The sequence below is a fragment of the Aminobacter sp. Y103A genome (assembly GCF_030294925.1).
GTDB lineage: Bacteria > Pseudomonadota > Alphaproteobacteria > Rhizobiales > Rhizobiaceae > Aminobacter > Aminobacter ciceronei.
The window spans coordinates 31,607-57,499 of the sequence record NZ_AP017988.1; the positions used below are offsets into that span (position 1 = coordinate 31,607).

The 25,893-nt window shown below is 59.7% G+C and carries 22 protein-coding genes and 6 pseudogenes; 21 read left to right on the plus strand and 7 right to left on the minus strand.

Annotation, left to right across the window (positions count from 1 at the left end; genetic code table 11):
• Positions 1 to 19 precede the first annotated feature (19 nt).
• Both Amn_RS30065 and Amn_RS30070 read right to left on the minus strand, forming a co-directional pair.
• A complete protein-coding gene (locus Amn_RS30065; protein ID WP_286299416.1) occupies positions 20 to 919 on the minus strand; it encodes a LysR family transcriptional regulator in 900 nt (299 codons plus the stop codon).
• Positions 920 to 998: 79 nt separating this feature from the next.
• Positions 999 to 1,131 (minus strand): annotated as a pseudogene (locus tag Amn_RS30070) (hypothetical protein); the annotation flags it as partial.
• 138 nt (positions 1,132 to 1,269) lie between these two features.
• Here Amn_RS30070 and Amn_RS30075 point away from each other — a divergent pair.
• From Amn_RS30075 to Amn_RS30110, 8 genes and pseudogenes are all read left to right on the plus strand, one after another.
• Complete coding sequence (locus Amn_RS30075) at positions 1,270 to 1,473, plus strand: hypothetical protein (protein WP_286299417.1); 204 nt, start codon at positions 1,270 to 1,272, stop codon at positions 1,471 to 1,473.
• A gap of 236 nt (positions 1,474 to 1,709) precedes the next feature.
• The gene (locus Amn_RS30080) at positions 1,710 to 2,720 is read left to right on the plus strand and encodes a TAXI family TRAP transporter solute-binding subunit (RefSeq protein ID WP_286299419.1); all 1,011 of its coding nucleotides are present in this window, start codon (positions 1,710 to 1,712) and stop codon (positions 2,718 to 2,720) included.
• 72 nt (positions 2,721 to 2,792) lie between these two features.
• Positions 2,793 to 4,835 (plus strand): TRAP transporter permease, encoded by a 2,043-nt coding sequence (locus Amn_RS30085; RefSeq protein ID WP_286299421.1) that lies wholly within the window; start codon positions 2,793 to 2,795, stop codon positions 4,833 to 4,835.
• 226 nt (positions 4,836 to 5,061) lie between these two features.
• Complete coding sequence (locus tag Amn_RS30090) at positions 5,062 to 5,847, plus strand: potassium channel family protein (protein ID WP_286299423.1); 786 nt, start codon at positions 5,062 to 5,064, stop codon at positions 5,845 to 5,847.
• Positions 5,848 to 5,917: 70 nt separating this feature from the next.
• Positions 5,918 to 6,169 (plus strand): annotated as a pseudogene (locus Amn_RS30095) (Fic family protein); the annotation flags it as partial.
• Positions 6,120 to 6,855, plus strand: a pseudogene (locus Amn_RS30100) (SDR family NAD(P)-dependent oxidoreductase). The pseudogenes Amn_RS30095 and Amn_RS30100, both read left to right, overlap by 50 nt.
• 57 nt (positions 6,856 to 6,912) lie before the next feature.
• Positions 6,913 to 7,530, plus strand: a pseudogene (locus Amn_RS30105) (oxidoreductase); the annotation flags it as partial.
• Between the two features lie 18 nt (positions 7,531 to 7,548).
• Positions 7,549 to 7,680 (plus strand): hypothetical protein, encoded by a 132-nt coding sequence (locus Amn_RS30110; protein ID WP_286299620.1) that lies wholly within the window; start codon positions 7,549 to 7,551, stop codon positions 7,678 to 7,680.
• Positions 7,681 to 8,061: 381 nt separating this feature from the next.
• Here Amn_RS30110 and Amn_RS30115 read toward each other — a convergent pair whose 3' ends face one another.
• Complete coding sequence (locus Amn_RS30115; RefSeq protein WP_286299425.1) at positions 8,062 to 8,196, minus strand: hypothetical protein; 135 nt, start codon at positions 8,194 to 8,196, stop codon at positions 8,062 to 8,064.
• Positions 8,197 to 8,304: 108 nt separating this feature from the next.
• Positions 8,305 to 10,593, minus strand: a complete 2,289-nt coding sequence (locus tag Amn_RS30120) for an acyl-CoA dehydrogenase (RefSeq protein ID WP_286299427.1) — start codon at positions 10,591 to 10,593, stop codon at positions 8,305 to 8,307.
• Between the two features lie 256 nt (positions 10,594 to 10,849).
• Between Amn_RS30120 and Amn_RS30125 the strand changes: the two are divergent.
• Together Amn_RS30125 and Amn_RS30130 are read left to right on the plus strand one after the other, a co-directional pair.
• Positions 10,850 to 10,996, plus strand: a pseudogene (locus Amn_RS30125) (leucine zipper domain-containing protein); the annotation flags it as partial.
• 284 nt (positions 10,997 to 11,280) lie between these two features.
• Complete coding sequence (locus tag Amn_RS30130) at positions 11,281 to 11,445, plus strand: type 2 periplasmic-binding domain-containing protein (RefSeq protein WP_286299428.1); 165 nt, start codon at positions 11,281 to 11,283, stop codon at positions 11,443 to 11,445.
• Positions 11,446 to 11,488: 43 nt separating this feature from the next.
• On the opposite strand, the gene Amn_RS30135 is transcribed toward Amn_RS30130, so the two are convergent.
• Positions 11,489 to 12,055 carry a HutD/Ves family protein gene (locus Amn_RS30135; protein ID WP_286299430.1) on the minus strand — a complete coding sequence of 189 codons (567 nt, stop codon included), beginning with the start codon at positions 12,053 to 12,055 and terminating at the stop codon, positions 11,489 to 11,491.
• Positions 12,056 to 12,171: 116 nt separating this feature from the next.
• Positions 12,172 to 12,843 carry a hypothetical protein gene (locus Amn_RS30140; RefSeq protein ID WP_286299434.1) on the minus strand — a complete coding sequence of 224 codons (672 nt, stop codon included), beginning with the start codon at positions 12,841 to 12,843 and terminating at the stop codon, positions 12,172 to 12,174.
• A gap of 244 nt (positions 12,844 to 13,087) precedes the next feature.
• Here Amn_RS30140 and Amn_RS30145 point away from each other — a divergent pair.
• From Amn_RS30145 to Amn_RS32670, 4 genes and pseudogenes are all read left to right on the plus strand, one after another.
• A pseudogene (locus Amn_RS30145) lies at positions 13,088 to 13,400 on the plus strand (Tn3 family transposase); the annotation flags it as partial.
• A 129-nt stretch (positions 13,401 to 13,529) separates the two neighbouring features.
• Complete coding sequence (locus tag Amn_RS30150) at positions 13,530 to 14,849, plus strand: type II toxin-antitoxin system HipA family toxin (RefSeq protein WP_286299436.1); 1,320 nt, start codon at positions 13,530 to 13,532, stop codon at positions 14,847 to 14,849.
• 116 nt (positions 14,850 to 14,965) lie between these two features.
• Positions 14,966 to 15,157, plus strand: coding sequence for a helix-turn-helix transcriptional regulator (locus tag Amn_RS32665; protein WP_353622448.1), 192 nt, complete (start codon positions 14,966 to 14,968; stop codon positions 15,155 to 15,157).
• 8 nt (positions 15,158 to 15,165) lie between these two features.
• Positions 15,166 to 15,471 carry a hypothetical protein gene (locus Amn_RS32670; protein ID WP_353622451.1) on the plus strand — a complete coding sequence of 102 codons (306 nt, stop codon included), beginning with the start codon at positions 15,166 to 15,168 and terminating at the stop codon, positions 15,469 to 15,471.
• Positions 15,472 to 15,552: 81 nt separating this feature from the next.
• Here the strand turns inward: Amn_RS32670 and Amn_RS30160 are convergent, their stop codons facing one another.
• A complete protein-coding gene (locus Amn_RS30160) occupies positions 15,553 to 15,849 on the minus strand; it encodes a YgaP family membrane protein (RefSeq protein ID WP_502874782.1) in 297 nt (98 codons plus the stop codon).
• 436 nt (positions 15,850 to 16,285) lie between these two features.
• Between Amn_RS30160 and Amn_RS30165 the strand changes: the two genes are divergently transcribed.
• The 7 genes from Amn_RS30165 (at position 16,286) to Amn_RS30195 (ending at position 25,804) form a co-directional block, all read left to right on the plus strand.
• Entirely contained in the window at positions 16,286 to 16,540 is a 255-nt protein-coding gene (locus Amn_RS30165; protein WP_286299441.1) for a helix-turn-helix domain-containing protein, read from the plus strand.
• Positions 16,540 to 17,868, plus strand: a complete 1,329-nt coding sequence (locus Amn_RS30170) for a type II toxin-antitoxin system HipA family toxin (RefSeq protein WP_286299445.1) — start codon at positions 16,540 to 16,542, stop codon at positions 17,866 to 17,868. The genes Amn_RS30165 and Amn_RS30170 overlap by 1 nt, the downstream gene beginning before the upstream one ends.
• Before the next feature lie 220 nt (positions 17,869 to 18,088).
• Entirely contained in the window at positions 18,089 to 19,348 is a 1,260-nt protein-coding gene (locus Amn_RS30175) for a metallophosphoesterase family protein (RefSeq protein WP_286299447.1), read from the plus strand.
• On the plus strand, positions 19,345 to 22,818 hold the full coding sequence (locus tag Amn_RS30180) for an ATP-binding protein (protein ID WP_286299449.1): 3,474 nt from the start codon (positions 19,345 to 19,347) through the stop codon (positions 22,816 to 22,818). The genes Amn_RS30175 and Amn_RS30180 overlap by 4 nt, the downstream gene beginning before the upstream one ends.
• 377 nt (positions 22,819 to 23,195) lie before the next feature.
• A complete protein-coding gene (gene wrbA / locus Amn_RS30185) occupies positions 23,196 to 24,143 on the plus strand; it encodes an NAD(P)H:quinone oxidoreductase (RefSeq protein WP_286299450.1) in 948 nt (315 codons plus the stop codon).
• 14 nt (positions 24,144 to 24,157) lie between these two features.
• Complete coding sequence (locus Amn_RS30190; RefSeq protein ID WP_157097267.1) at positions 24,158 to 24,742, plus strand: VOC family protein; 585 nt, start codon at positions 24,158 to 24,160, stop codon at positions 24,740 to 24,742.
• A gap of 54 nt (positions 24,743 to 24,796) precedes the next feature.
• Complete coding sequence (locus Amn_RS30195; protein ID WP_286299454.1) at positions 24,797 to 25,804, plus strand: TAXI family TRAP transporter solute-binding subunit; 1,008 nt, start codon at positions 24,797 to 24,799, stop codon at positions 25,802 to 25,804.
• The last annotated feature ends 89 nt before the right edge of the window (positions 25,805 to 25,893 follow it).

The window sequence follows — 25,893 nt, forward strand, 5'->3', positions numbered from 1 at the left end:
TCCCGCCGCTGGCTCCGGGCTACGCCAGTTGCGTTGCCGCTTCTTGAAGCGGTGAAGAGGGGATCTGCGACCGGAACCAGAGTTCCAGTTCACGCAAGGCAGGCTCTGCCCGACGGGCGCTCTTGATGCAGAGGTAATAGTCCTCGTTTGTCGGCATTCCCATAGCGCATTCTAGTTGCACCTGTTCGGACAGAAGCGCCTCCTCTGCCAGGAAGTCCGGCACCAGGGCTACGCCGAGACCCTGCCTGGCCATTTCGAGGGCAAGCACATAATGTGTTGCCTCAAGCCAGTACCCGGCATGCATGAGGTCGAAATCCAGACCTGCAAAACGGCAATATCGTGCCCAGTCTGCCCCCAGGATTTCTGCGGGTGGAAACGAGGTCGTTACTAGCGGCAGGGCTTGTGAGGTGTCGCTTCTTCGAGGGCGCACGGCTATCAGGTTCTCGTTGCGCAACTTCAGTGCAAAGTAGCCCTGAGCGCTCGGAAATGTCGTCACAAAAGCATCAGCGACTTCATCAGTAAGGGCAGGGTCCTGGGCATACATCCTAAGTTGTAGGCTGAAGCCCGGACGGTCTGCGTAAAAATCGCCGAGCCTTCTGATCAGCCACCCTGGGGCAAAGCAACTGCAGACCGCAAGGCGCACCGTTTTGCGATGTGTGCCGAGCGTCTCGTCAATAGACCTGTCAATCTGCGCGAATGCCGTTCTTAGCTGGACAGCGAGGCGGTTCCCTGCGGGCGTGAGATCTACCTTGCGGCCAGCTCGATGAAGCAATTTCTCACCGAGTTCTTCGGTCAGGTGCCGCAACTGATGGCTTATCGCGCTTTGCGTGACCCCCAACTCGGCGGCCGCAGCAGTCAATGACAAATGTCGTGACACAGCCTCGAAGGCCTCAAGGGCACGCAGGTTGCGTGATTTCATGACGTGTTCCGTGCTGCCGCCGATACAGGCTATGTACCTCGTGCGTATCTTGTGGGCAATGATCGGGACTCTAGGAGAGTGCCAGCCACGTCTGCGCCGAGCTGGTGACGGGATCTTCGTTGATGCCGATATTTGGCCCGAACCAGCGGAGACGAAATCAACTTGCGTGCAGGAGCCGTTACGGCAACGCCGCGTTTGGGGAAGGCGCGGAGGCAGCGGGTCAGTCCGATCCAGCGCGACAGCCCATAGCGGATCGCTTCAGCAAGCGTGCTGCGGAGATGTGCTGGAGTTGCACTTCAAGCCAGGCGTGGAAGGCAGCAACAATGGGATTCGATCGAAGCCGATGAGCCATGGCGCGCGTCGCCGTCGCGGCGCTCTCTCAGCGAAGTCACTGGGCGGCTGCCGGACAGGTTCGCCTTGCCGAGACCGAGCGGCAGCCCGAGCACGCCTGTGAGGGGTGCGGTCGCTATCCCTTGTCAGATACCGCAAAGGAATTCTTCCCCAAGCAGTCGATTGCAGAAAAGCGTCGCGCCCTGGAGCGCGCAAAGCTCTGAGCCCCATTTCGTACGCCACCGTTGGTTACAACCTACGACCTTCCATAAAGCACAAGTAGCGAACATGAGTGGCCTCTGAAGCTCAGTTGGCCTAATCAACACGCTTGCTGGCAGCACTTCGACGCTTACTGGAGGCGGCGCACGGCGCCACGACTCGACATTATGGCGACTGTCGGGTTGAATGGGCATTACGTTTGCCTGGCATTTGTTTCCACAGATCCGGAAAGGACGAAAAAATGTTCGAACGGTTCATCCAGTTTACTGCCGCAGCTTGCCTGGCGTCTGCACTGGCAATCGGTGTATCGGGCGCGCAGGATATACAGTTTTTCCGCATTGCCACCGGAGGCACAGCGGGAACCTATTTCCCGATCGGCGGCCTGATCGCCAATGCCATTTCAAATCCGCCAGGCTCTCGCGCTTGCGAGGAGGGAGGAAGCTGTGGCGTTCCGGGGCTCGTCGCAACGGCTGTTGCTTCGAATGGCTCTGTCGCCAATGTCAATGGTATTAACGGCGGCTCGCTGGAATCGGGCTTTTCTCAATCGGACGTCGCCTACTGGGCGTATACCGGCACAGGCATCTTTGCTGACAAGGGCGCCGTCGATAAAGTTCGCGCGATTGCCAATCTCTATCCCGAGAGCATTCATCTGGTAGCTCGCGCCGACGCCGGAATCCAATCGGTCGCCGATCTTAAGGGCAAGAAGGTTTCGCTGGACGAGCCGGGCTCGGGCACGTTGGTCGATGCGAGACTTATCCTTGAAGCATATGGCCTGTCGGAGTCGGACGTCGAGGCCGAATTCCTCAAGCCCAATCAAGCGGCGGACTTAATGCGCGACGGCAATATGGATGCCTTTTTCTTCGTCGGCGGTTTCCCCGCCGGCGCGATCACAGAACTCGCGACCAGCCTGTCGATCACTTTGGTGCCCATCACCGGAACCGAAGCGGAAGGGTTATTGGGCAAATACCAGTTCTTCGCCAAGCATGTCGTTCCGGCTGGCACATACAAGGGCGTCGACACGGATACTGACACAGTAAGCGTCGGCGCTCAGTGGATCACGAGTACCGACCAGAAGGATGATCTCGTCTACGAGATCACCAAGGCGTTGTGGAATAAGAACTCGCGCGCTCTACTTGATAGCGGCCATGCCAAGGGTAAGTCGATCACGCTCGAGACGGCGCTCGACGGAATCGGCATTCCGCTTCATCCAGGCGCCGAGCGCTATTACAAAGAAGCAGGCGTTCTGAAGTAAGCTGCACTACCACGCTAAGAGGACCGGGCAGCTACCCCACCCGGTCCTCTTCTTTGGTACCCGAGGCGCCCGATGAGCAGCGAGCAGATCGAATTTGACGAGACTGCGGTACGCGAGCTTGAGGAAAAGTTTGATCCTGAAGTGCGCTTTCGTCCGCTCGGGCCGGTGGCTTCTTGGCTAACCGCCGGACTGCTCTTTTCACTGTCTATGTTCCACTACTACACCGCCGGCTTCGGCTTGCTGCGAGAGGTCACGCATCGTGGTGTGCATATGGCGTTCGTGCTGGCGTTGATCTTTCTGGTTTTCGCAGCGTCGTCAAAGGGCCAAAAGACGCTCTACGTTTCGTCCCTTCTTCGCCCTGCTGGCCTGCCTGTGATTGACTGGCTGCTGGCTGCCGCCGCAGTGGTGTCGACCCTCTATGTGCCTTTCGTCTTCCACGACCTCGCCTTCCGCATTGGCAATCCGCTGAATATTGATGTGGTGATGGGAACTATCCTGATTGTCGTGCTCTTGGAGGCGACCCGTCGCGCGATGGGGTGGCCGCTGCCGATCATTGCCGTCATCTTCATGCTCTATGCGGTTTTCGGCCGCTCAGCGCCCGGGCTTCTCGTGCATTCCGGTGCTGACTGGTCGACAGTGGTCAACCACCTCTACCTGACCAGCCAGGGCATATACGGCCTGCCGGTAGGCGTCGTGGCAACCTACGTGTTCCACTTTGTCCTGTTCGGCGTACTGGCCACCCGCATGGGCCTGGGCAAACTCTTCATCGATCTGGCGTCCGCGCTCGCCGGCCGCTTTTCGGGCGGTCCGGCGAAAGTGTCGGTGCTCTCCTCGGCATTGCTCGGCTCGATCTCGGGCTCTTCCATCGCCAACACGGTGACTACCGGTTCGCTCACCATTCCGGCTATGATCCGAATCGGCTATCCACGGCATTTTGCCGCCGCGGTCGAGGCAGCATCCAGCACCGGTGGCCAGATCACGCCGCCGATCATGGGCGCAGCCGCCTTCCTGATGGTTGAGTTTCTCGGTATTCCTTATACTGACATCCTCATCGCAGCCATTGTCCCGGCATCGATGCATTTCCTCGGCGTTCTGCTGCAGGTGCACTTCGAGGCGAAGCGCCAGGGCCTGCGCGGTCTAAGTCCTGACGAACTTCCAAAAGTCTGGGAGGTGCTGAAACACGACTGGCCAACGGTCATACCACTATTTGTCCTGGTTGCCGTATTGCTCAACGGCAATACCCCCTATCTCGCAGCGTTCTGGGGGATCACTTCCTGCGTTGTGATCGGTTTGCTCAATCCGCGCCAACGCCTGACGCCTCGCGACGTGTTCGAGGCCTTCGTGATCGGCGCCAAGTACGCGCTGGCAGTAGGCGCTGCCGCAGCCACCGTCGGCATCGTCATCGGAGTAGTGACGCTGACTGGCGTAAGCTTCAAAGTCTCCTACATCGTCACGTCAAACGCCGCCGCTTGGGCTTCTACTATTCAGCCGTTGATCCCCTTCGGTCTGATGTCTTTGACATCACTTACGCTGCTATTTTCGTTAGTCCTGACCGGCGTCGTGTGCATTTTGATGGGCTGCGGAATCCCAACGACGGCAAACTATCTGATCATGGTCACTGTATCCGCGCCGATCCTGGTCTTCCTGAATGTCGAGCCGCTGGTGGCGCATTTCTTCGTTTTTTACTACGGGGTTTTGGCAGATATCACGCCGCCGGTTGCGCTCGCTGCCTATGCTGCGGCAGGGATCGCCAACGCCAATCCCTTCAAGGCCGGCAACACGGCCTTCCGACTTGGTATAGGCAAGATCCTTGTACCCTTCGTTTTCGTGTTCTCGCCATCGATGCTGATCGTCGTGAAGGATTTCTCCTGGCAAAGCTTCTTCCTGGCGACGAGCGGCGCAGTGCTGGGGATCACGGCGCTATCGGCAGCTTTTTCGGCCTATCTGTTGAGACCGCTTGGTTTACCTGCACGCGGGGCACTCGTTGCCTCCGCGCTCCTGCTCGTGGCGCCTGAATTATATTCGACCGCAATCGGCCTCTCGCTGCTCGCAATAGTGACCGTATTGCAAGCCTTTACGTCGCGCTCCCGCGAAACCGGGGCCGTCGATCCCTGATAGCGAGAGCAATGTGACCACGGCCAACCGGTCCACAGTCTTATCGGCGCGCACCAATCATCGGCATATCGTAATGGCTGGTTGGGTGCTACGAGCAAAGGAACTGAGATGTAAAATCTGACGTGCGCGTTTTTGCCTGATACGGACTTTCAATTCAGCGTCAGGTTCCTCGCTATAGACGACGTGCGGATTTCCGCAGCCGAGAGGGGCGATTGGTTTGCCACGAATGACGTACAACAACGCCAACAATTCTTCTGAATTTCGCGACCGATTGAGAATTCTCTACAATGGTCACAGCAAAAAGGCCCGTGCCTTCCAGGCAACGGTCGTGCTTGTCGATCTCGCAATTATAGCCTTCTTCATCGCAACGCCTGTATTGCAGAAACTGTCGACATTTCTATGGATCGACTATTCCATCGCTGCGATACTATTTTTGGATATTGCGGCACGCCTCCTGGCATCAAGTGATATTCCACGTCGACTAAGGCAACCCACGGTTTGGGTGGACCTATTCATCCTAGGTACACTGCTTCTGCCCGCAACCTTCGCCAACTTAGGCTTTCTACGCATCCTCAGGCTATGGTCGCTGTCTCGCAGCGGCTTTCTGTGGCGCCCATTACACTCGTGGGGTATCGCCAACTGGCGCGAGCCGATCCACGCCGTTGTCAACCTGCTGACGTTCTTGTTCATCGCCACGGGATTTGTCTATAGCTTCTTCTTTAGGACAGGCGCGGGCTTGGCGGAGTATGTCGACGCGCTGTATTTCACCGTAGCAACCGTCACAACCACTGGCTTTGGCGACATCGTCCTGCCTGGCGTGGCGGGCAAGCTCACGGCGATCGTCACGATGATCGTGGGGATTTCGTTGTTTGTCAGACTGGCGCAATCTATTTTCCGGCCGGAGAAAGTGTTTTTCCCCTGTCCTCAGTGCGCCTTACAGCGCCATGACCCCGACGCGGTCTATTGCAAGGCGTGCGGTCACGCAATGAAGATACCCGATCCAGGCAACTGAAATGGCGGCGATCGAAGGCGATGAAATCGGCAGCTTGGCGCGAGCTAGGCGCCCCAAGCGATGAGGCGGAAAAGCCGGCCAGCCGATTGACGATATCTATGAAGTTCAAACCACGTCGATGCGATGATGATGGACTGGGGCGGCTTGGAGATGTTCCACTGTCGCTGCGCGTGATCCGTGAGATGCACGCGCGGCTACTGCAAAGCGAGTGCGGCGGTTCGAAGAGTCCAAGCGAACTTCGAACAGAAATGGATCGGCGGCACGCGCCCGCAATGCGATCTTTGTTTCGCCGCCGACTGAGATGGATAGCTGTCTCGGTGCTGGTTGCCCGCGACATGGCACGAATGGACGCGATGTCGGCTCGCCTGCAACAGGAGACTGGCGTGGCGATCGACATCATCCAGGCCGATCTCACCAAGGCCGACGAGCTTGCAACGGTAGAGACGCGGCTGCGCGACGACGCCCGCATCGGGATCCTCGTCAACAATGCCGGAACGGCCATCGGAGGAAGCTTCATCGAGCAGGGCGCCGACAACGCCGCGCGGCTGGTTGCGCTCAACACGACCGCAGTTCTGCGGCTTGCCAGCGCCATCGCCCCACGTCTTGCGAAGGCTGGCGAGGGAGCGATCGTCAACATCGGCTCCGTGGTCGGCCTGGCGCCCGAGTTCGGCATGACGGTCTACGGCGCGACCAAAGCCTTCGTGCTGTTCCTCTCGCAGGGTCTCAGCCTCGAGCTCGGGCCGAAGGGCGTCTACGGCTGTGCTTCCCGCCACCACGCGTACGGAAATCTGGGATCACGTCGGCGCCGACGTCAACGCGCTCTCCAACGTGATGGAGGTGGCCGATCTGGTCGATGCGGCGCTGGTCGGCTTCGACCGCCGCGAGCCGGTCACCATCCCGCCGCTTCCCGATGCCGGGCAGTGGGACGCGCTTCAGGCCGCGCGCCAGGCCATGCTTCCGAATTATCGGAACGAACTTCCCGCCGAGCGGTACCGCACGGTCACCTGAGCACCAACCGGCATCTCGACAACAATCCGCCGCTGCGGAGATCAGCACAGGTGATCCATGACGAATAAAACGCTGTTTGAGCCCTATACTCTCGGCTCGCTAATCCTCTCCAATCGTATCGTGATGGCGCCCCTGACGCGCAATCGGGCGGGCGCGGGCTTCGTTCCGGGCGATCTCGCGGCCGAGTATTACGGCCAGCGCGCTTCGGCCGGCCTGCCGATCTCCGAGGCCACGCAGATCTCGCGGCAGGGACAGGGTTACCAAAACACGCCCGGCATCTACTCGCAGGTCCAGATCGACGGCTGGCGCAAGGTCACCACCGCCGTGCACGCCAAGGGCGGGCGGATTTTCCTGCAGCTCTGGCATGTCGGCCGCGTCTCGCACGTCGACCTCCAGGAGGACGGGGCGGCGCCGGTTGCACCCTCGGCGATCCGGGCCGCAACCAAGACGTTTGCCAATAGTGGCTTCGTCGATGTCTCGGAGCCGCGCGCACTCGAACTGGACGAACTGCCGGCCATCGTTGAGGACTTCCGCAAAGCAGCCGCGAACGCGATTGCCGCGGGCTTCGACGGTGTCGAGATCCATGGCGCCAACGGTTACCTGCTCGATCAGTTCGCCAAGGACGGTGCCAATATCCGCACCGACGCCTATGGCGGATCGGTCGAGGGAGACGCCATCGCGCACGGTCACCCGATCGGTGCCACCGAAGCAATCCTCACGACACGGCTTCTCTATTCGATGAAGCCCGACGGAATCTCCAAAGGTATCGTCACCCCTTGTATCGGCGGCGGTCAGGGGATCGCTCTGGCGCTCGAACGGCTTTAATCCGGAGGACTGGCGTCCGAAATAGCGATTAAGGAGGCTGTGGAGAGCTATGGCGTAGACATAGTTCTCATCATCACCCGGCGCGGCGCGCCAAGTAGCGGGCACGCAGCCCACACGTAGAGCTAACCTACTCTGATCTGGCACCGATGAGGCAAACGACGGCTACCACCAAGACAGCGACCCATATCGTCGCGAACAACGCCATTACGTCGCCATTGATCATTTCTGGACACTCCTTAACGATCTAGCGGAAAGCCAATGCACTGGTAACTGGTTGGGCCGATCCATATCCCGAACAGCTATCTTACCCAACACCAGCCCAAGACACACCTCGGCGAGCTCAAGACCGAAGTCGTTCGCATGATGTCCGGTGGGCGTCCGTCATACGGTCTTGATTTCGGCCGCGTCGGTGACGCCCTGAAACGCACGGATGTCCGCGCCAGCGGCGAAGCCGCATTTCTTGGACGAGCGGATCTCCAATCCTTTTGGCGACAGGCGCTCTATCTCGGTGAGCATCTCGTCCAGTTCCCGGACGACGGACAGCGTGTTGACGCTCTCGTCCGGCCGGTCGAGGATCAGCCAGGCGATGCCGTCGTCGCCGCTCTGTGTGCGGGGGCATTGCCATCATTCGGCTGCCTCGCGACGGCCCTTCGCAGCACGTTGCTTCTTAAACTGCGGTTTCCGATGCTGCCCGGCGATCGGCGAGACTTCCTCCATGGGAAATGCGTCCACTGCAACAACGCGATCCACTGCCTCCTTCGCGCGCGACAGCCGATTAAATTCTTCCTCGCCGATGATGCCGCGCTCGAGCGCCTCCCCAGCATCTCTTATCTTGGCGTCCCGCATTTTCCTCTCGATGGGATCCACATCGACCATCAATCGGAACGCCTCTTCGAGATGGGCGAGCGCGTGGTCGTCGCGTCCTTCGCCGCCGTAGAGATCCGGGGTCAGCCGGTCGCGTTGCGCCGAGGGCGACAGCAGGATCTCTGCCACCGCGTTGGTGCACTCGTCGGACGGAGTGCGGTGCGCGATACCGAACGGGAAAGCTGCAAACCGCACCAGCCAGGCGGCCCAGCGCGCAGGAAGGTTGTCGAGCACGCCGTCGAAGGCGACGCCGATGCGCTCCGCACCTTGGATCATGATGTAATCGACGATCGGTCGGTCGGCGACCTGCCTGCCTTCGTCCTCGTAGCGCTTGAGGACCGCGCCGAGCAGATAGAGTTCCGATAGGATGTCGCCGAGACGCGCGGAGATCATCTCCTTGCGCTTCAGCGCGCCACCAAGCGTGAGAAGCGAAAGATCCGAAAGCATAGCGAAGGCGGCAGAATATCGCGACAGCGCGCGCCAGTGCAGCGGCAGTGCTGCATAGTCCGGCGCCGGTCCAACAAGGCCACCGCTCCAGCCGCGAAGGAACGAACGGAACACGTTCCCGACCGCATGCCCGGCGTGCTTCCAAATGTTCTGGTCAAACTCATCGAGTCCCTTCGCGTTGTCCTCGTCAGACAGGGCCAGCAGCTCTTTCAGAATGTAGGGGTGCGAGCGGATCGCACCCTGGCCGAAGATCATCAAATTGCGGGTCAGGATGTTCGCGCCTTCAACGGTGATCCCGATCGGCACCGAGCGATACTGGCCGCCCAAATAGTTCTTCGGACCGTCGATGATCGCCTTGCCGCCGTGGATGTCCATCGCCTTTTCGATCGAGTTGCGCATCCGATCGGTGGCATGGAACTTCATGATGGCCGAGATGACGGATGGCCTGTGGCCCTCATCGAGTGCGGCGACAGTCAGGCGTCGCGCGGCGTCGATCAGATAGGCGTTGGCAGCCAGATCGGCGAGATGCTCGCGAACGCCCTCGAACATGCCTATCGGCACATTGAACTGGCTACGCACTCGGGCATAGGCTCCTGTCGCCCGCGCGCACATGGCAGCCGAGGCCGCCGACTGCGAGGGCAGCGAGATGCCGCGCCCGGCGGCAAGCGCCGTCATCAGCATCTTCCAGCCTTCGCCTATCTGCTTTTCGCCGCCAAGAATCCAGTCGAGCGGAATGAACACGTCCTTGCCGTAAAGCGGACCGTTCTGGAAATGCGTGAATTGCGGAATGTGCCGCTCGCCATGGCTGACGCCGGGTGTTCCAGTCGGCAGCAGCGCGACCGTGATGCCGAGTTCCTCGCCGCGCCCGAGCAGTTTATCGGGATCGTACATCTTGAAGGCAAGGCCCATCACGGTGGCGACGGGACCGAGCGTGATATAGCGCTTGTGGAAATTGAGACGGATGCCGAGCACCTCCCGCCCCTCGTGCTTGCCGCGCTCGACCACACCGCTGTCGGTCATCGCCGCTGCATCCGAGCCGGCGTCCTCCGACGTCAGGCCGAAGCACGGGATTTCCGAGCCGTCCGCGAGGCGCGGCAGCCAATGGTCGCGCTGTTCGTCGGTGCCAAAATGCATCAGCAGTTCTCCGGGTCCGAGCGAGTTCGGCACCATGACTGTGACGCCTGCCACCACGCTCGCCGAGGAGACCGTTCGCACCACCTCCGAATGCATGGTGTTGGAGAAGCCAAGCCCGCCAAACTTCTTCGGGATGATCATGCCGAAGAACTTTTCCCGGCGCATGAAGTCCCAGACCTCTTTGGGCAGGTCGCAGTCTTCCCATGTGATCTTCCAGTCGTCGACCATCGCGCAAAGCTGACGCACCGGGCCGTCCATGAACGCCTGCTCTTGCGCTGTCAGCGTGGCCGGCGGCATGGCGAGAAGCTGGTTCCAGTCGGGGTTTCCGCTGAAGAGGTCTCCGTCCCACCACACAGTGCCGGCGTCGATCGCGTCGCGCTCGGTTTCCGAGATCGGCGGCATGACAGTGCCCGCCCATCTGAAGAGCGGCTTCGTAATATAGTCCCTGCGGAGGCTTCTGATGCTCATGTCGGCTTCCCGCTAGTGCTGGCGATCCATCTGAAATTGCCGCCGAGTTCCATAATAACAGGAAATGGCCGTCGCCCCTAAGGGTCCGACGTTGAAGCCCTCGAGGATGCCGGGCTGCTCCCTACAAGATGCTCGCGAGACTTATTAAGGAGGGGTGTTACCGGTCTAGCTGTCGAAGCTATGAAGGTTGTTCATTCGAGGAGGGACTGAGAAGCTGGGGTTGCGAAGCCAACCAACCTTCAGTGGAGCTCCTCGAATGAACGTCCATAAGAATGCGCGTCTGACGCCTTCAGGTCGAGTGCTTTTGGTGCGCCGGATTAAACAGGGCTGGAGCGTGCGGCGAGCTGCCGGTTCGGCCGGGATTTCGGAACGGACGGCCTATCGCTGGCTTGGCCGCTATCGGGCTGGCAGACTTGCGAGCGCGGCATTGGCTTCTGTGAGCGAGAAGAACGTTTTGCCGGCAAGCGGCCGAGGATGCAGCTCTGGGCGAAGCGCCGTTCGCGACCTTATCCTTCGGGCGCCGCGGCCACGCCGGAAAAACACCGACGCCATAGTGGGAAGTCATCATGCGGTAGCTGCGGTTGATCTCGGAATTATCGAAGCTCGCGAGGCTGACGCAAGCGCCAGCGTGGTCTCGTTGGCCACGGTCTCGGCTATGCCCTGCTCGCCACCAAGCCGGCGACCGACATGACCTATGACGGCATGAAGCTGATTGCGCGCCCTCTGGTCGGACAGCAGGATCCATCCTCCATCGTCATCGCGCACCGGAAGAACGAGACACTTTCCGGCGTCGCGCGGCGTTTCATCGAATGCTGCCAGGACGTTTTCAAGAAAGGTTCGACGACCCGGTGACCGATAGCGAGGCAGGCCAAGTGGGTCTGCCTCGCTCTTTTGTTCAGGCGCCTGTCGTCCGGAGCGGCACCAAAAGGACGGTGGAGCCGGGGTGCGGGACGAACCGAACGGGAGAGTCCAGCAGGGCGCAATCGCCTTCAGCGAGGCTGATACCGTGCAGTCTGTCCGACAATTTCGAATCCCCGCGCAAGGCGAACACAACTGCCGGCCCTTGTGGCTCGTGCTGCAACAACGTCTCTTCTGAAAGGATTTCAGCCATGCCAAGCTGCCAGGTATCCATGACGTTGAGCACGCGTACCTGACCGCCCTTGGGAACGCCGACCGGTGTCAGGCCTGAATCAAAACTGTGGGGTTGGCCGACCGCTATCTCCACCGCATGGTCGTCAAATTGCAGGGTTAGCCCATGACCCTCGATCAGCGTGATCGTTCGCTCCGCCCCGGCAAAGGACGAGAAAACGTCTGGAGATGAAATCGTCGCCCGACTAACCCTCAGCTCGAAGGCATCGCGCGAAGCGCCTTTCGGCAGCAGGCAGATCTCCTCTGTCGAGCCCGTGCCGTTCTTCCAGGGCATGGTCACGTAGCCTGTGGCAGGTAAGTGCAAGATGGTCATGGTTGTCCTTTCAGTTGACGGGCAATTTCCCGCGCTTGGTTATGAATTTTGACGGAAAGGGGGATGGGCCGATCGCCAGGCGGGCCGCGGATCAGGCCGCAGCCGTCCCAATCGTGCTATGCGGCAAACGGACGTCCGTTCCTGCGCCGCCCGACCTGCCCTTCCAGCCGCCACATCTGCCGGGGGGCGGGAAGGCAATGCGGCCCGAGGGGCCGGAAAGCGCCGTCGGCACCGATCTCATGCGCAGAGGCTTGCCACCGGCCGCGGCCCGGCCGATATAGCGTCCCGGTGCCCATCAGCCGGACGGCGCCGGAGACGTCGCCGGCTTCGATCGCCGATCGAATCAGAGTCGACGAGATGCGGACGCCGGCATGTGTGACGTCAGGCGCAACGCTGACTCTTATGCCCCGGTCGGCGCCCAGTTCAGCCAGCAGTGCCATGTCTCCGGCTCGATTGTGGCCGAACCTGAAATCGGGGCCAGCGATGACATGGCGCACTCCGAGCTCGAGGCGTTTGGCTGTGGGCGTGGCCAACCGGAACGGAGCTTGGTCCTGCGAAAAGAAGCTGCGGGGATGAGGTTCGCAGGACATAACAGCCATCGGGTGACCGGCGGCGAGTTCGTTCGCCATTCGAGCCAGCGCCTGATGACCAAGATGGAAACCGTCAAAATTGCCGAGCACCAATACGGAGCCGCGCAGGGCATGGCCAGCCGGCAGGCCGTCGCCCACCACCTCCGGCAGCCGGTACATACACCTTGGAAGCGGGTAGGTCGGCAAGGTTGCGGACATTAGAACGGGTCCCGTTGAGCAAGACCAGTCTAGGGTGAAGCACCGACGAGCGAAAATTCGATGTTTCTGGTCATTGCATCGGCAAATCCTTGCCAAGCGGATTTCGCGAGCTCTTTTGACGCAAGCTAAGGGCTCGCAGTGCTTCCAAACAGGCCGCTTCGCCAACCTGGGTCGGAACAAGACTTGCTTTCCCAGACACGTTAAGGTGGAACGAAGCGCGTACATCTGTTTGTCCCCTGGATAAAACCTGGTCGGGCTGATTGAACGGGTTGCATTCCTGCGGACGCTTGAGATCGACCCGAGTTTGCAGCTGCGTGTTCCCTCGGGACGGTGGGACCAGATGATTCGTGACGGCAACGCCACGGCGGCCTGGCTGGCCAATGACTTCAACGCCAGTCGCCGGCGCGCCTTGATCGTGGCGCAGATTATTAAGCTCGGCCAGAAGCTCACCGATGATGCCGTGACGATGTTCAGCAAGCTGATGGGTCTGGTTTTCGCAAGCCAATAACCGGAAGAAGCAGTGGCACATGGATTGCAGGCCGGATACCGCGGAGGCACCCCTAGGACACAAAACGCTGCCGGAGTGAAAAGCGTGACCCCCGATATGGGCTCTCCGATTATGATCCTTTTGATGGGTTGTTAATTGGTATTATCACGATTATATAACCCATCATGAGGGTTGTTTCATGATCATCACGCTTCAGACGTTTCTGGGTGACCGCTGGTTCGACGCTGCAGAAGTTTCTTTTGAGCAGCCCGACGCTGGTTTCCTCGCCGGAGCGACCGTCAGTTACGATGTCGATTACTTCGCTGAAAAAGGTGCGGTCGAATTCGCAAATGAACGCCCCGTCACGGATTTCCGGGCCGTCTCTTTCAAATATCCTTTAAGCTTGGCGGATAAGCGCACTCCGCGCTGGCCTCCGTTCCTGCTTGACCTCCTCCCACAAGGCCATGCGCGTATCAGGCTCGCCAAGGCACTCGGACTTCCACCAGACAGCCGTGCCTCGGACCTACCGTTACTGATGCGATCCGGGGGCAGCACGATCGGCAATGTCAGGATCAAGGAAGCAGCCGAACAGGAAGCCAAACGACTCCAAGGCGTTGTTCGCACGGGGCTAGCCCTTGACGACATCCTCGATCGCACGGATCTGTTCGTGGAAGTCGTCGACAAGAACGCCATGATCGCCTCCGGTTCTAGTGGCCTTCAAGGCGAGTGGCCAAAGGTTGCGCTGACGCTTGCTAAGGACGGACTGTACTATCCCGACCCTCTGGTGGCTGATGATGAGGCCGTCGAACACCTCATCGTCAAGCTAAAGCGCGGCGGCGACATTGACGGGCTCATTCTTAAAACGGAGGCTGTTTACTCGCAGGTGGCCGCCCGCATCGGGCTGCATGTCCACGCGCCGTCGACAGCCGGAAACGGAACAATGATAATCCCACGTTTCGACAGATACGTGGACGAACGTGGGCGCACAGCTAGGGTTGGCCAGGAGAGCATGACGTCCGCAGTCGGCGTGTCAGATTTCGGTCACATCGATGCTCACGAACGTTACGTGGAAATCTTGAAGGCCTATTCCGCGGATCCGCAGGCTGATGTGCTCGAGTATCTCAAACGAGATGCAACCAACCTAGCCATGGGAAATCCCGATAACCATGGCCGTAACACTGCAATGTCCAAATATTCCGACGGCGCAGCGAGGCTCTCTCCCCTTTACGACTTCGCGCCGATGAAGCTGGCGGATGACGTGATCGCACGCTCAACTAAATGGCGTTGCATGCAAGACAAAGGCTCCGATTACGCGCCTGATTGGTCGCGTGTATGCGACGCCGTCTCCGGTGACGGGGTTGACGGAACGGCGCTGGCCGAAGGGCTCGTGGCCTTTGCCGCCGCTCTTGAAGCTGCGCCATCCATCGCGATCGAGGAAGGTGCGCTTGCTGAGGCAGTAGAGCAAGCAACAGTGAGGTGCAGCGACGTGGTTGAGGCCCTGCGCCGGGCGGTGAGGTAGATATGGCGAGATTCAGCAGGCCAAGCAAAGAAGAGGTTAGGGCACGTCGAAAGGCGCTCGGCGAAAAAGCAGCGGCGGGTCGTTTGCGGTTTCCGGATGACCTTAAGGAGATCCGCATGACCTTTGGAAAGTCTCAAGAGGAGTTTGCTGCCTTGATCGGACTGACCCGCCGACAGGTCGCCGAGATGGAAAACGGGAACGCCAACCCGACCTATGAGACGATTATGAGGGTTGGTCGCCTCTTCGGGTACGGGCTAGCCTTCGTGCCCGACCGCAGCGATGAAGCGGATGAAAACGTCCAAGGCTGACCCTTGGAATCTCCCCGGTCAGCCTATTCCAAGCTTGGCAGGACTGGACGGTCCACCCCGGCAAGCATGCTGAGATCGCACAGAAGGCGATCGAGAAGTGGAATTGCCTGGTGCTTCATCTCACCCATTGTACGTCTGGCAAAGCAGACAAGTTAGCCCATCTTCTGGACCCGGACGTCGACTTCGGACTCACTAACGGCCCACAATGCTGGCATCGTTTCCGAACCGGAACATGCGGGAAGACAGTTCCGGCGTCTGAGGTGCGGCAGGGACGCTGGGCAGCTTCCGCCGAAGTCAGTCCGCATCCGTTCTGACGGTCGAGCATCGAGGTGCCGCGATTCGTTCAAGCCGGCCGGATGACATGCTTGCCTGCGGAACCTCTCCAGTCAGGCCACTCAGCCGCGCTGCGTAGGGCAGGTCGAAAGGCCGAGCATGCTGTAGAGCGGACACGTGCCGGCAAGTCCGGTTAGCAGCGGGACGAGACCGAGCAGGCTCGCATAGCGCCAGTCGCTCGTCGGATAGATAAAAAGAAGCGACAGGACCACGAGCCCCACAACGATCCTGATGCCGCGGTCTAAAGGGCCGGCGTTGCTGGTAAACATGAATGCCTCCTTCAGATGCGTTTGACGACCCGCATCCAAGCAGGACAGCGACGAACCAACCTTGATCGCGATCAAAAATCGCCGCAGCATCTTTCACTTCTCGAACACATATGTGCCGGGCGCCGAACCGATCGCTCTGAAACCGTGTTCCCCAACTTTGGCCGGAGGCGCGGAATGCCCATCGAGCCAATCGGTCTATTCCGGCCACCACGAGCCAGGCGTCTCCCCGGTGTTCGAGAGCCAGTCTTCCCAATCGGGATGGGCTTCTCCGTGAACCGCCACCGTATCTGGCAACCCGAGTGGCGGCATACCGCGAAGCTTTCGGGAAGAGTTTTGGGTGCGGGCAGGCGTCGTCTAATCGAAGCCAATTATGCCAACTTGGCCTGCCCTGTGGGCGCGACCCGACTCGGCATGATTATCCGCGTTTGCATCTTTTATACGATCTCGCGTATAGTATAGAATTAAGCGCATTCGCGTATGCTGACGATATATACGCTATCGCGTATACAGAGGCATGGAGGCTGCCTTGAACGAACAGATTGCCCGCACGGAAAAGCAACTCGGCGCCATCTTACGCCGCGTCCGCAAGCAGGCGCGACTGAGCCAGGGCGCACTGGGAGACCAAATCCATCTGCGGCAAGGCACGATTTCGCGACTCGAGGCTGGGGAACCCGCCGTCCAGTTGCACACCGTAATGGAAGTATTGTCAGCCCTGAACCTGGAGATCGTCGTCCGGCCACGCAGCCAGGGCAGCGCCAGCGACATCGAGAACCTATTCTGATGGCACGGAAGCGAGCTCACGTCCCTCTCAATGTTTTCCTGAACGGTCGCCATGTCGGCGTTTTGCGCCGCGAGGCGACAGGCGCGATCGACTTTCAATATGGAAGAGACTGGCTGGACTGGGGTGGCACATTTCCCGTCTCACTGTCCCTGCCGCTGCGCGAAGACCGATACATAGGCACCGCGGTCATCAATGTATTCGACAATCTGCTGCCGGATGGCGACCATATCCGCAAGCGTGTCGCCGAGCGCGTCGGCGCCGACGGTACCGACGCTTTTAGTCTGCTGACCGCCCTTGGCCATGACTGTGTGGGCGCCTTGCAATTTCTGCCCGACGGCCTCGACCCCGGCGCTGCCGGTGGCACCGATGGAAAGCCGGTCAGTGACGACGACATCGCCGGTATCGTCAAGAACCTCCACGCAGCACCGCTCGGCATGGGCGAGGATGAAGATTTCCGCATCTCGATTGCCGGCGCACAGGAAAAGACAGCGCTGCTGCGCAAGGACGGACAGTGGTTCAAACCCACCGGCACCACTGCCACCACCCACATTCTCAAACCGCAGATCGGGCAGCTCCCCAACGGCATCGATCTATCCAACAGCGTCGAGAATGAGTATCTTTGCCTGAAGCTGCTAGAAGCGCTCGGGGTCCCAGCCGCAAAAGCAGAGATCGCGGATTTTGGCGGACGTCGGACGCTCATCGTCGAACGCTTTGACCGTCTTTGGACAAAGGAAGGACGATTGCTCCGGCTGCCCCAAGAGGACACGTGCCAGGCTCTATCGATCCCGCCCACCCGAAAATACCAGTCCGACGGTGGGCCCGGGATGCGGGAGATCATCAACCTGCTGAAAGGCAGCGATACGCCAGAAACCGACATCGCTACTTTCATGCGCGCCAGTATCATATTCTGGCTACTAGGAGCGACCGATGGTCACGCGAAGAACTTCAGCATCTTCCTAGGGCCCGGCGGACGGTTCCGCATGACACCGCTTTACGACGTCCTGACCGCACAGCCGAGCCTTGACCAGGGTCAGGTCTCCCGCAAGAAATTCAAGCTCGCAATGTCGGTCGGAAAAAACCGTCACTACGCAATTCATGACATCGTGCCCCGTCATTTCATGCAGACGGCGGATATCGCGGGTGTCGGCACCCCGACGATGAAGGCAATCTTCGAAGACATTCAGGCGAACGCTGAGCGTCAGGCACAAGCTGTCGTCAATTCGCTGCCAGGCAATTTTCCTGATCAACTCATGACTTCAACCATGGCAGCGATCAGCCACCGGGTCCGGCTCATCGCCGGTGCGATGGCTACGGCCTCACACAGTTGAACAACGCAATCCGCGATCGGATAGCTTCAGCCAATTTGCAGGCTGGGCCAGCGTTTATGGTACTAGGTTGATATTCTTCCGCCCGGCCCTGCCTGAATTTTGACAAGCTGCTTTTCCAACGCAATAAGCAGCGTTGCGTCCACTCGCAGCGGAAGCTGTTTCGGTGCGCCATATCAATAGTCGCCGCAGACATGCTCGCCTTCTGTGGCTGGAGACCTGCATGGCGTTTCGATTTGTTCACACGGCCGATGTTCATCTCGACTCGCCGTTGCGTTCGCTGGCGCTGCGGAATGCCGAGCTTGCTGAGCTTGTTGGCGATGCGAGCCGGCAGGCCTTTGTCGCAATCGTCGACCTCTGCCTTTCGGAGCAGGTCGATGCACTCATTATCGCCGGCGATCTTTATGATGGCGATCAGACGTCGATGAAGACTGCACGCTTTCTGGCCACCCAGATGATGCGCCTTCATCAGGCCGGCGTCATGGTCTACAAGATCCGCGGCAATCATGACGCACTGTCGCGGATATCCAAGCAGCTCACCTTTCCTGAAACCGTGACCATATTTGGCGGCAGGGCTCAGACAGTGCTCCAGACAGCTGGTGGGCTTGACGTCGCCTTCCATGGCTTGAGCTTTGCCAGCTCAAAGGCGCCCGAGAGCCTTCTTCCCAAATATGCGGCTGCCCGGGAAAGTGTAGTCAATATCGGCATCATGCACACCAGCCTTGCCGGTTCTCCCGGCCACGATGTCTACGCTCCGTGCAGCGTAGCCGACTTGCAGCGGCATGGTTTCGATTATTGGGCGCTCGGCCATGTCCATGTCCGCAAGGTCTATCCCGGCACAGCTACGATTGTGATGCCGGGAATGCCGCAGGGCAGGGACATCAACGAGGCCGGAGAGAAGTCGGTTACGCTGGTGACCGTCCGAGACGACCGTTCGATCGAGATCGAGGAGAGGGCGGTAAGCATTGCTCAGTTCGAGCGTGTGGACGTCGACTTGACGGAAACAGTGGAGTGGGCGGAAGCCGTGAGGCGCATTCGGATTGCCTTGGAAAAGGTCAGAATGACTGCGAGGTCGCGCCATGCCGTGATCCGTCTCAGGCTTATGGGTTCATCGCCACTGTCATGGAGCATTATCCGCGACAGGGATCTGCTGCTGGCTGAGGCCGAACAGCTCGGTGAACACATTGGCGATATCTGGGTGGAAAAGCTCGAACTTGCGCTGTCGAACAACAGTTCTCAGACATCTGACGGCGCTGCCGACCCGATATTCGAGCTTGCCCAAACCATGGGCGCCGACATCAGGTCCCAAGCCTTTCGCGAGGAAGCGAAGGCGCTCGTGATGAGGACGCTCGCAGATCTGCCACCCGACGCACGCGGTTTCGCGGGAAAGGATGAAACAGCGTTGGAGGAGTTTCTCGACCGGGTGCTTACTGGTGGCGCCGAGCTGGTGACAGCCCGTCTCAAGGCAGGTGGCGCGCAATGAGGCTCAGGCGCCTTGATCTGGTCCGTTACGGCAAGTTCACCGACGTGACGATCGATTTCGGGCGAAGGCCGGAACAAGGGCGCGACCTTCATATCGTCTTCGGGCTCAACGAGGCCGGCAAGTCGACAGCACTGTCAGGCTATCTCGATCTACTGTTCGGGATCGAGGAGCGCAGCCGTTACAATTTCCTGCATGAGTATGGCGCCATGCGTGTTGGCGGGGTGATCGAACTTTCTGGCGAGGAGCAGGTTTTCGCCCGCACCAAACAGCGCAACAATTCGTTGTTCAATGAAGTCGGCCAACCGGTTAGCGAAGTTGCGCTTTCCGCTCATCTCGCAGGTCTTTCCCGCGATGCCTACACCACCATGTTCTCGCTCGATGACGAGACGCTGGAAGCCGGTGGGAGGGCGATACTGGAATCGCGCGGAGATCTGGGCAAGCTGCTGTTTACGGCCAGTGCCGGACTTGGTCATGCCAGTGACACCCTTGGCGCTCTCGAGACGGATGCGGACAAAATCCACCGCAGGCAGGCCCAGAATACCGAGATTGCGCTCCTCAAGAAGCGCCTTGCCGAACTGAAGGCTGCGCGCGAGGAGATAGACACACTCGCATCGACCTACGAGAGCCTGGAATCCGAGCGTCGTGACGCCAAGGAACAATATGATCGCAGTGTGTCTGAACGGGCTGCCCTGACCGGTCGGCTGGGGACGATTTCGAGGCTTCTGCACGCATTCCCGATACTGAGAGAGATAGAGCAGAAGAAAGCGCGTCTGGCAGAACTGCCGGACCTTGTCGCGCCTGCCCTCAAGTGGACGGGCTGCGTCGCAGTGATGATCGACCACGACGCAAGCCTCAGGACGAGGCAGTCCGCGATTGCTGACGAGCTCGAAAGAGTTCATGGCAGGATACGATCAATCCAGCTGGACGAACAAATACTTGCTGTGTCGGAACGGGTGCACGCCATGGCAGACGCCAAGGCGCGTTACATTTCGGCTGGCCTCGATTTGCCGGCACGGAAAACCGAATTGCAGATCCTCGACAATGCGGTGGCGAGCTGCCTATCAGCCCTTGGCCGGTCGTCTGAAACAGATGCCGAAAAGTTGCTTGTACCTGCGGCGATTGTCGGGGCGCTGCGCCACCTGCTCGAACAGCGATCGGGCGTCGCAACCAGTCTGCGTGTCGCACGCGATGAGGCAACGGCCTCATTCGACGCCCTACAGGCCGCACGGGAGCGTGTTGGCGAGGAGCCGGCCGTGCCAGCTCCAGCCAGAGCGCGGGTGATGGCGTCGCTTTCGAAGGCCAGGGAAAGCGGCCACCTTCGCGAAATCCGGGCGGCGCGCGAGATCGAGGATGAAAACGCCGCCTTGTGCGAGACCGCATTGCGCCGCCTGCATCCATGGGAGGGGGACGCTCGGTCACTGTCTGCGGTCTCCGTTCCGAGCACTTCACAAGTCAACGCGTGGAAAGGGCGTTCGGCCGAGCTTGCCAAGGCGAAGGCCGTGCTTGCCACGCGTATTGCCGAGCATGAAGACCTGAAAGCATTGCTATTGGGTCGGCTTGACGCCTTTCGTTCCTCCGCAGACGTTCCGGATGACGAGACGGCCGCAGCGATCCGTCGCGATCGCGACGAGGCCTGGCAAAGGCACAGAAGCGTGTTGGTTGGTGAAACGGCCGATCAGTTTGCTTTGGCCCTTGCACGCGACGACGCTGCTGGGGTTGGCCGACTGACCAATGCGCAAGTGCTTGCTGAATTGCGCGCAGCGAGGCAGAGACTCGCTGAAACCGAGGCTGTCCTTACCCGAGCGCATGCCGCCATTGACGCGAACCGCCTTGATAGTGAAGCGTTGCTGGCGGAGGTGGTGGCTGCAGCAGGCGATCTGCTTGCCCACAAGCCGGACGTCCCAGCCGAGCGTCTGATAGAACAGGTCGAGGATCACGCTGCAGCTCGCAATGACGCTCTCGAGGCCTGGTCGAAGATCGACCTCGCCCGCAAGAGGGCCGAGCGTGCGAGTGATGACGGAGCGGTCACATTGCTCGCGCTGGCTGGGGCGCTGGAGGGCGTCGGCATCGGACCGAACGCCGGAGATAGTCTGGAGACGGCAATGGCCGTAGCCGACCAGTTCTTGGCGCGCCAAACCAGGATCGATGCCGAGCGGGCCGAAGCGTTCCGGACAGTAGCTGCCAAGGAAGAGGAGCTAGCAAACCGACGGCGCGCAGTCGAACTGGCGGAACGGCACGAGCAGGAGTGGCTTCTTGCCGTTGCCGAGACGATCAGGGGGACATGGCTCGAGGGCAGCGTTTCGATGCCGGGTCTTGGAAGCGTCCTCGACCAGTTGGCTCTTCTATCTAGATGTCTTCAGGATCGCGAGGCATTGCAACTGCGCATCGACAAGATGCAAGCAGACCGGGAGAGCTTCATCGTTGACGTCGCAGCTGCTGCAGTTGAAGTGAATCATGGTGTCGATGATGACGATCCGGCGCAGCTCGTGGTGGCCTTTCAACAGCGCCTGGAGCTCGCCGATCGTGCAAGGGAGAACAAGGCGAGCCTACTCATCGAATTGGAGCGTTTGAACGATATCAAGGAAAGCCTTGAGCAAGAGGCAATGTCCCACGATCAAGAAAAGAGCGAGGTGCTTGAGATCTTCGCTGTAGATACGCTCGCAGAAGTTATCGAGCGTGACGAACAGCTGCGCGAGCGGGACCGCTTGGGTCGTCAGGTGATCGAACTCGAGGAGAAGCTCTGCATCGAGATCGCAGTTGATAACACTGGTCAGGCAATGGCGGCCTTGTACGGCCTGGCCTTGGATTCCCTGGAAATCGAAAAGGCCGAAATCGAGCGGCGGCTTGCTGATTTCGACGAACGCATCCAGGCACAGCTCGTTAGGGTGACGCGGGCGGCCGACAGACTGGAGGCGATCGGTGGAGACAGTGCGGTTGCTCGTATCGATGCCGAACGCCGGACCATACTACTCGACATCGAAGAAAAGGCGGTAAGGTTCATCGAACTGAAACTGGGTGTCATGGCTGCAAAAAACGCGCTGCGCCTTTACCGTGAACGCCATCGTTCAAGCATGATGGCACGCGCCTCGGATGCTTTTGCGCTGATGACGAGGGGGCAGTACAGCGGCCTGACGACCCAACCCGTAAAGGGTGGAGAAATCCTCATAGCAATGCAACGTGACGGGCAATCCAAGGTGACCGATGCACTCTCGAAGGGCGCTCGCTTTCAACTCTATCTCGCGCTGAGACTGGCTGGATATTACGAGTTCGCGCAAGTCCGCTCCTCAGTGCCGTTCATCGCTGACGACATCATGGAAACTTTCGATCATGTCAGGTCGGAGGAAGTATTCAGGCTATTTGGCGAAATGGCGAGGACGGGCCAGGTAATCTACCTTACGCACCATCAGCACCTCTGCGAGATTGCCCGCGAGGTCGTTCCGGGTGTGAGAATCCATGAGCTGGCATCGTGACGTAGAGCTGCTCACAGCCGTCGTCACTAAGCCAAAGCCGGCGCCAAGATCACACTGACAAATTGACCGCTCGTCGGAGGTGATCTGTCCCGGTTCCCGCTCGCGCGGCGCTATGCTGAACCTCCTTAGGTCACCTTGTTGACCGATCGAGCGGGCGCGAATTTGCTTCGACACCGTCCCGGAGATGCCCGTCCTGGCGGGCGCGCCGATGTCTACGCCTTATGCGCTGCTCTTTTTTGGTTTTTCTAACCGCGATGTTGAATCGTTGGAGCGAGTGTTTTCCCTCCGCGCACGGCACTTTAGCGAGTGGACAGTGGACAGGGCCGAATGCGGCGCCTCGGAAAACTGTACGGCGCTTTCTCACAGATCTGACGTCGATGGCTTTTAGCTTGCACCATGACGGTATCTGCCGGCTCGCGATGGTTGCGATCACCGATGATGAAGATGTGCGCCGGCAATTGCTTGAGTTCGTTGACGACTCTGCTGTGCTTGCCAGCCAGGGCAGCAGGTTCGTGATGAGGACAATCAGCCGCCAAGCCGGTGGGCAATGCGACAGGACGAGACAGATGGTTTCGCTTAAAAACGATAATACGAATATTATAGACATTGCAAAATTTCCATATTATGAGAATAGAATGGAAATGAAGAACGAGCCCATTGCCGGCGGCGATACCACTCTTGTGGGGCAAGAGGGACTTCGCGTGCTCGTGCTGTTCCACTCGTGGAGTGGAAATACGCATTGTCTCGCTAAAGCGGTAGCAGCCGGCGCGGTGCTTTCGCCGGGCACCGAAGTCACGTTGCGTCGCGTGCCCGAACTGCGTGACGAACACCTGCTCCTGGAGGATCCCCGCATCGGCGCCAAGTTCGCGGCAATCCAGACTTGCCCGGTCGCATCTGCAAATGATGTCGTCGCTGCCGACGTGGTGATGTTCGGCTGCCCAACGCGGATGGGAACGATGTCGGCGGAAATGAAATGCTTCATCGATGGGCTGAGCACGCTGTGGCGGGCCGGGGCGTTCGAAGACAAGGTAGGGGCTGCCTTCACCACGGCGTCGACGCCGCATGGCGGCCACGAGATGACGCTGATGTCGCTGGCCGTGGCAATGACTCATCTGGGCATGGTGATGGCCTCGCCGGGCTACACGGCGGCGATATTTGAAGATGCCGGCTCGCCTTATGGCGCCACAGCGACCTCCAAGGTCCAGGGCGTTCGGGTACGGCCAAGCGAGGCGGATCTGGTCGCGGCGAGGGCATTGGGCAGGCGCGCGGCGCGCATCGGTCGATTGCTTCGGCGCGGCAGGGATGCCGAACAAGTTCTCAGCTAAAGGAGGAAACCAACGTGTCAACAACTGAGATCGGTCTACAAAACAGGACCATGGCGCCCGGCGAACGGGACAAGAGCGCTGAAAATGCATTCGGGCTCAATGGTATCGATCATTTCGCCCTGCCGACGCGCAACATCGCCGTGATGGAGCGCTTCGTGCGCGAAGTGTTGGGTGGCGTGCCCTATTATTATGCCGGCTTCGACGAAACCGACCGCAATATGGGCCGGGTCCCTCATATCTTTATCCGCGTTGGCAACGTGCTGTTTCAGTGCACGGAAGTTCCCGAAGGTGAGATGACCGTAAGCAAGGACGATGAAAACATCGCCCCGCACGTCGCATTCAAGGTTTCGGCAAAGGACCTCGAAGCCAATTTCGAGCGTCTGAAGAAGATCATCCCGGTATCTGGCCCCTACCGTCATCGTGGCATCGACTGCACCACCTTCTACTTCATGACCCCGGAGGGCCATAAGCTCGAGATCTGCACCTGGGAGCCCTATCCCGAGGACAAGTCGCTGATGATGGGCGCTCCGGGGGTGGGCATCATGAAGTGGCGGGATCTCGTCCACGACTGGCCGAACGTGCCCGGCAACGCAGCCTGATAGGCGCTTGCGCAGCGCGCACCAGTTGAACATGCAAGACGAGTAGAGGTTACCGTGATTATTCTCGACGACGACCATCCGGTCGAATTCAAGATGCTGACACCTGGTTTCAACTGGCTGCGGCTCGGCGCGGTTCTGGCGCATGGCCTGAACGGGTATCATAGCCCGCTGCCAAAGGGGTCGACGATCTCGACCCACACCAAGCATGCCGGCCAGATGTGCTTTGAGGGACCCGAACTGGTCCATCGCGGCGTCTATCATACTGGCATATCCTCACCGCCGTGGCTGGTGAAGGCAATCAGCGAAGGCAAGGTCGCGTCCAATCATGAGCTTGATCTCGTGGCGCTGGCAGTTCTGCCGCACCACGATGTTTCGACGATGATGGTCCGCAAGGATCTGGGTGTTACGCGGATTGAGGATATCCGCGACCGCAAGATCCCGCTGCGCGTGGGCATTCCGCCGCGTGGCATGGATCATCCCGGCGGCTGGATCATCGACAAGGTGCTGGAAGAATACGGCTTCTGCCTTGCCGATATCGAGTCCTGGGGCGGACAGGTCATCGATTCCGACCGAGCCCCGATCGAGGCGCTGGCGGTACACGTCAAGCAGAAGAGCCGTATCCAGAAGCTTCGCGATGGCGAACTCGACGCGATCTTCGACGAGGCGATCATGACCAAGCCGTGGAAGGACATGACCGATGCCGTCGACATGCAGTTCCTGTCGGTCGACGATACGGTCCTGAAGCGGCTTGAAGCAAAGTACGGTGCCAAGTCGGCCACGTTGCCGGCTGGCAAATTCCGCCTGCAGGACCACGATGTGGCCTGCATCGACTTCAGCGGCTGGTGCCTGTACTGCCGCCGCGACTTGCCCGAACGCTACGCTTATCTCGTCACCCAGGCGATCGTGCAGCATGCCTCCGAAGTCGAAGGCATGTATCCTGGACCATTCAGCCCGCTGACCTCTCCGATCAGCGCCCAGGTGCTGTGTAGCGAAACGGCGCTGCCATTCCATGCCGGCGCCATTCGCTTCTACGAGGAGCAGGGAGCCAAGATCGGCGGATAATGCCGGTCACAATGGCGGGTGGAGGCTGCGGCAATCAGTTTTGGAGGACTAATGCGATGAACGCGCGCATCAATGATGGGCGGTCGGCA

Coding starts and splice junctions, on each gene's coding strand:
- Amn_RS30065 (WP_286299416.1), bottom strand. CDS start 919: ATGAAATCACGCAACCTGCGTGCCCTTGAGGCCTTCGAGGCTGTGTCA.
- Amn_RS30075 (WP_286299417.1), top strand. CDS start 1,270: ATGGCGCGCGTCGCCGTCGCGGCGCTCTCTCAGCGAAGTCACTGGGCG.
- Amn_RS30080 (WP_286299419.1), top strand. CDS start 1,710: ATGTTCGAACGGTTCATCCAGTTTACTGCCGCAGCTTGCCTGGCGTCT.
- Amn_RS30085 (WP_286299421.1), top strand. CDS start 2,793: ATGAGCAGCGAGCAGATCGAATTTGACGAGACTGCGGTACGCGAGCTT.
- Amn_RS30090 (WP_286299423.1), top strand. CDS start 5,062: ATGACGTACAACAACGCCAACAATTCTTCTGAATTTCGCGACCGATTG.
- Amn_RS30115 (WP_286299425.1), bottom strand. CDS start 8,196: ATGCTCACCGAGATAGAGCGCCTGTCGCCAAAAGGATTGGAGATCCGC.
- Amn_RS30120 (WP_286299427.1), bottom strand. CDS start 10,593: ATGAGCATCAGAAGCCTCCGCAGGGACTATATTACGAAGCCGCTCTTC.
- Amn_RS30130 (WP_286299428.1), top strand. CDS start 11,281: ATGACCTATGACGGCATGAAGCTGATTGCGCGCCCTCTGGTCGGACAG.
- Amn_RS30135 (WP_286299430.1), bottom strand. CDS start 12,055: ATGACCATCTTGCACTTACCTGCCACAGGCTACGTGACCATGCCCTGG.
- Amn_RS30140 (WP_286299434.1), bottom strand. CDS start 12,843: ATGTCCGCAACCTTGCCGACCTACCCGCTTCCAAGGTGTATGTACCGG.
- Amn_RS30150 (WP_286299436.1), top strand. CDS start 13,530: ATGATCATCACGCTTCAGACGTTTCTGGGTGACCGCTGGTTCGACGCT.
- Amn_RS32665 (WP_353622448.1), top strand. CDS start 14,966: ATGACCTTTGGAAAGTCTCAAGAGGAGTTTGCTGCCTTGATCGGACTG.
- Amn_RS30160 (WP_502874782.1), bottom strand. CDS start 15,849: ATGCTGCGGCGATTTTTGATCGCGATCAAGGTTGGTTCGTCGCTGTCC.
- Amn_RS30170 (WP_286299445.1), top strand. CDS start 16,540: ATGGCACGGAAGCGAGCTCACGTCCCTCTCAATGTTTTCCTGAACGGT.
- Amn_RS30175 (WP_286299447.1), top strand. CDS start 18,089: ATGGCGTTTCGATTTGTTCACACGGCCGATGTTCATCTCGACTCGCCG.
- Amn_RS30180 (WP_286299449.1), top strand. CDS start 19,345: ATGAGGCTCAGGCGCCTTGATCTGGTCCGTTACGGCAAGTTCACCGAC.
- wrbA (WP_286299450.1), top strand. CDS start 23,196: ATGGCTTTTAGCTTGCACCATGACGGTATCTGCCGGCTCGCGATGGTT.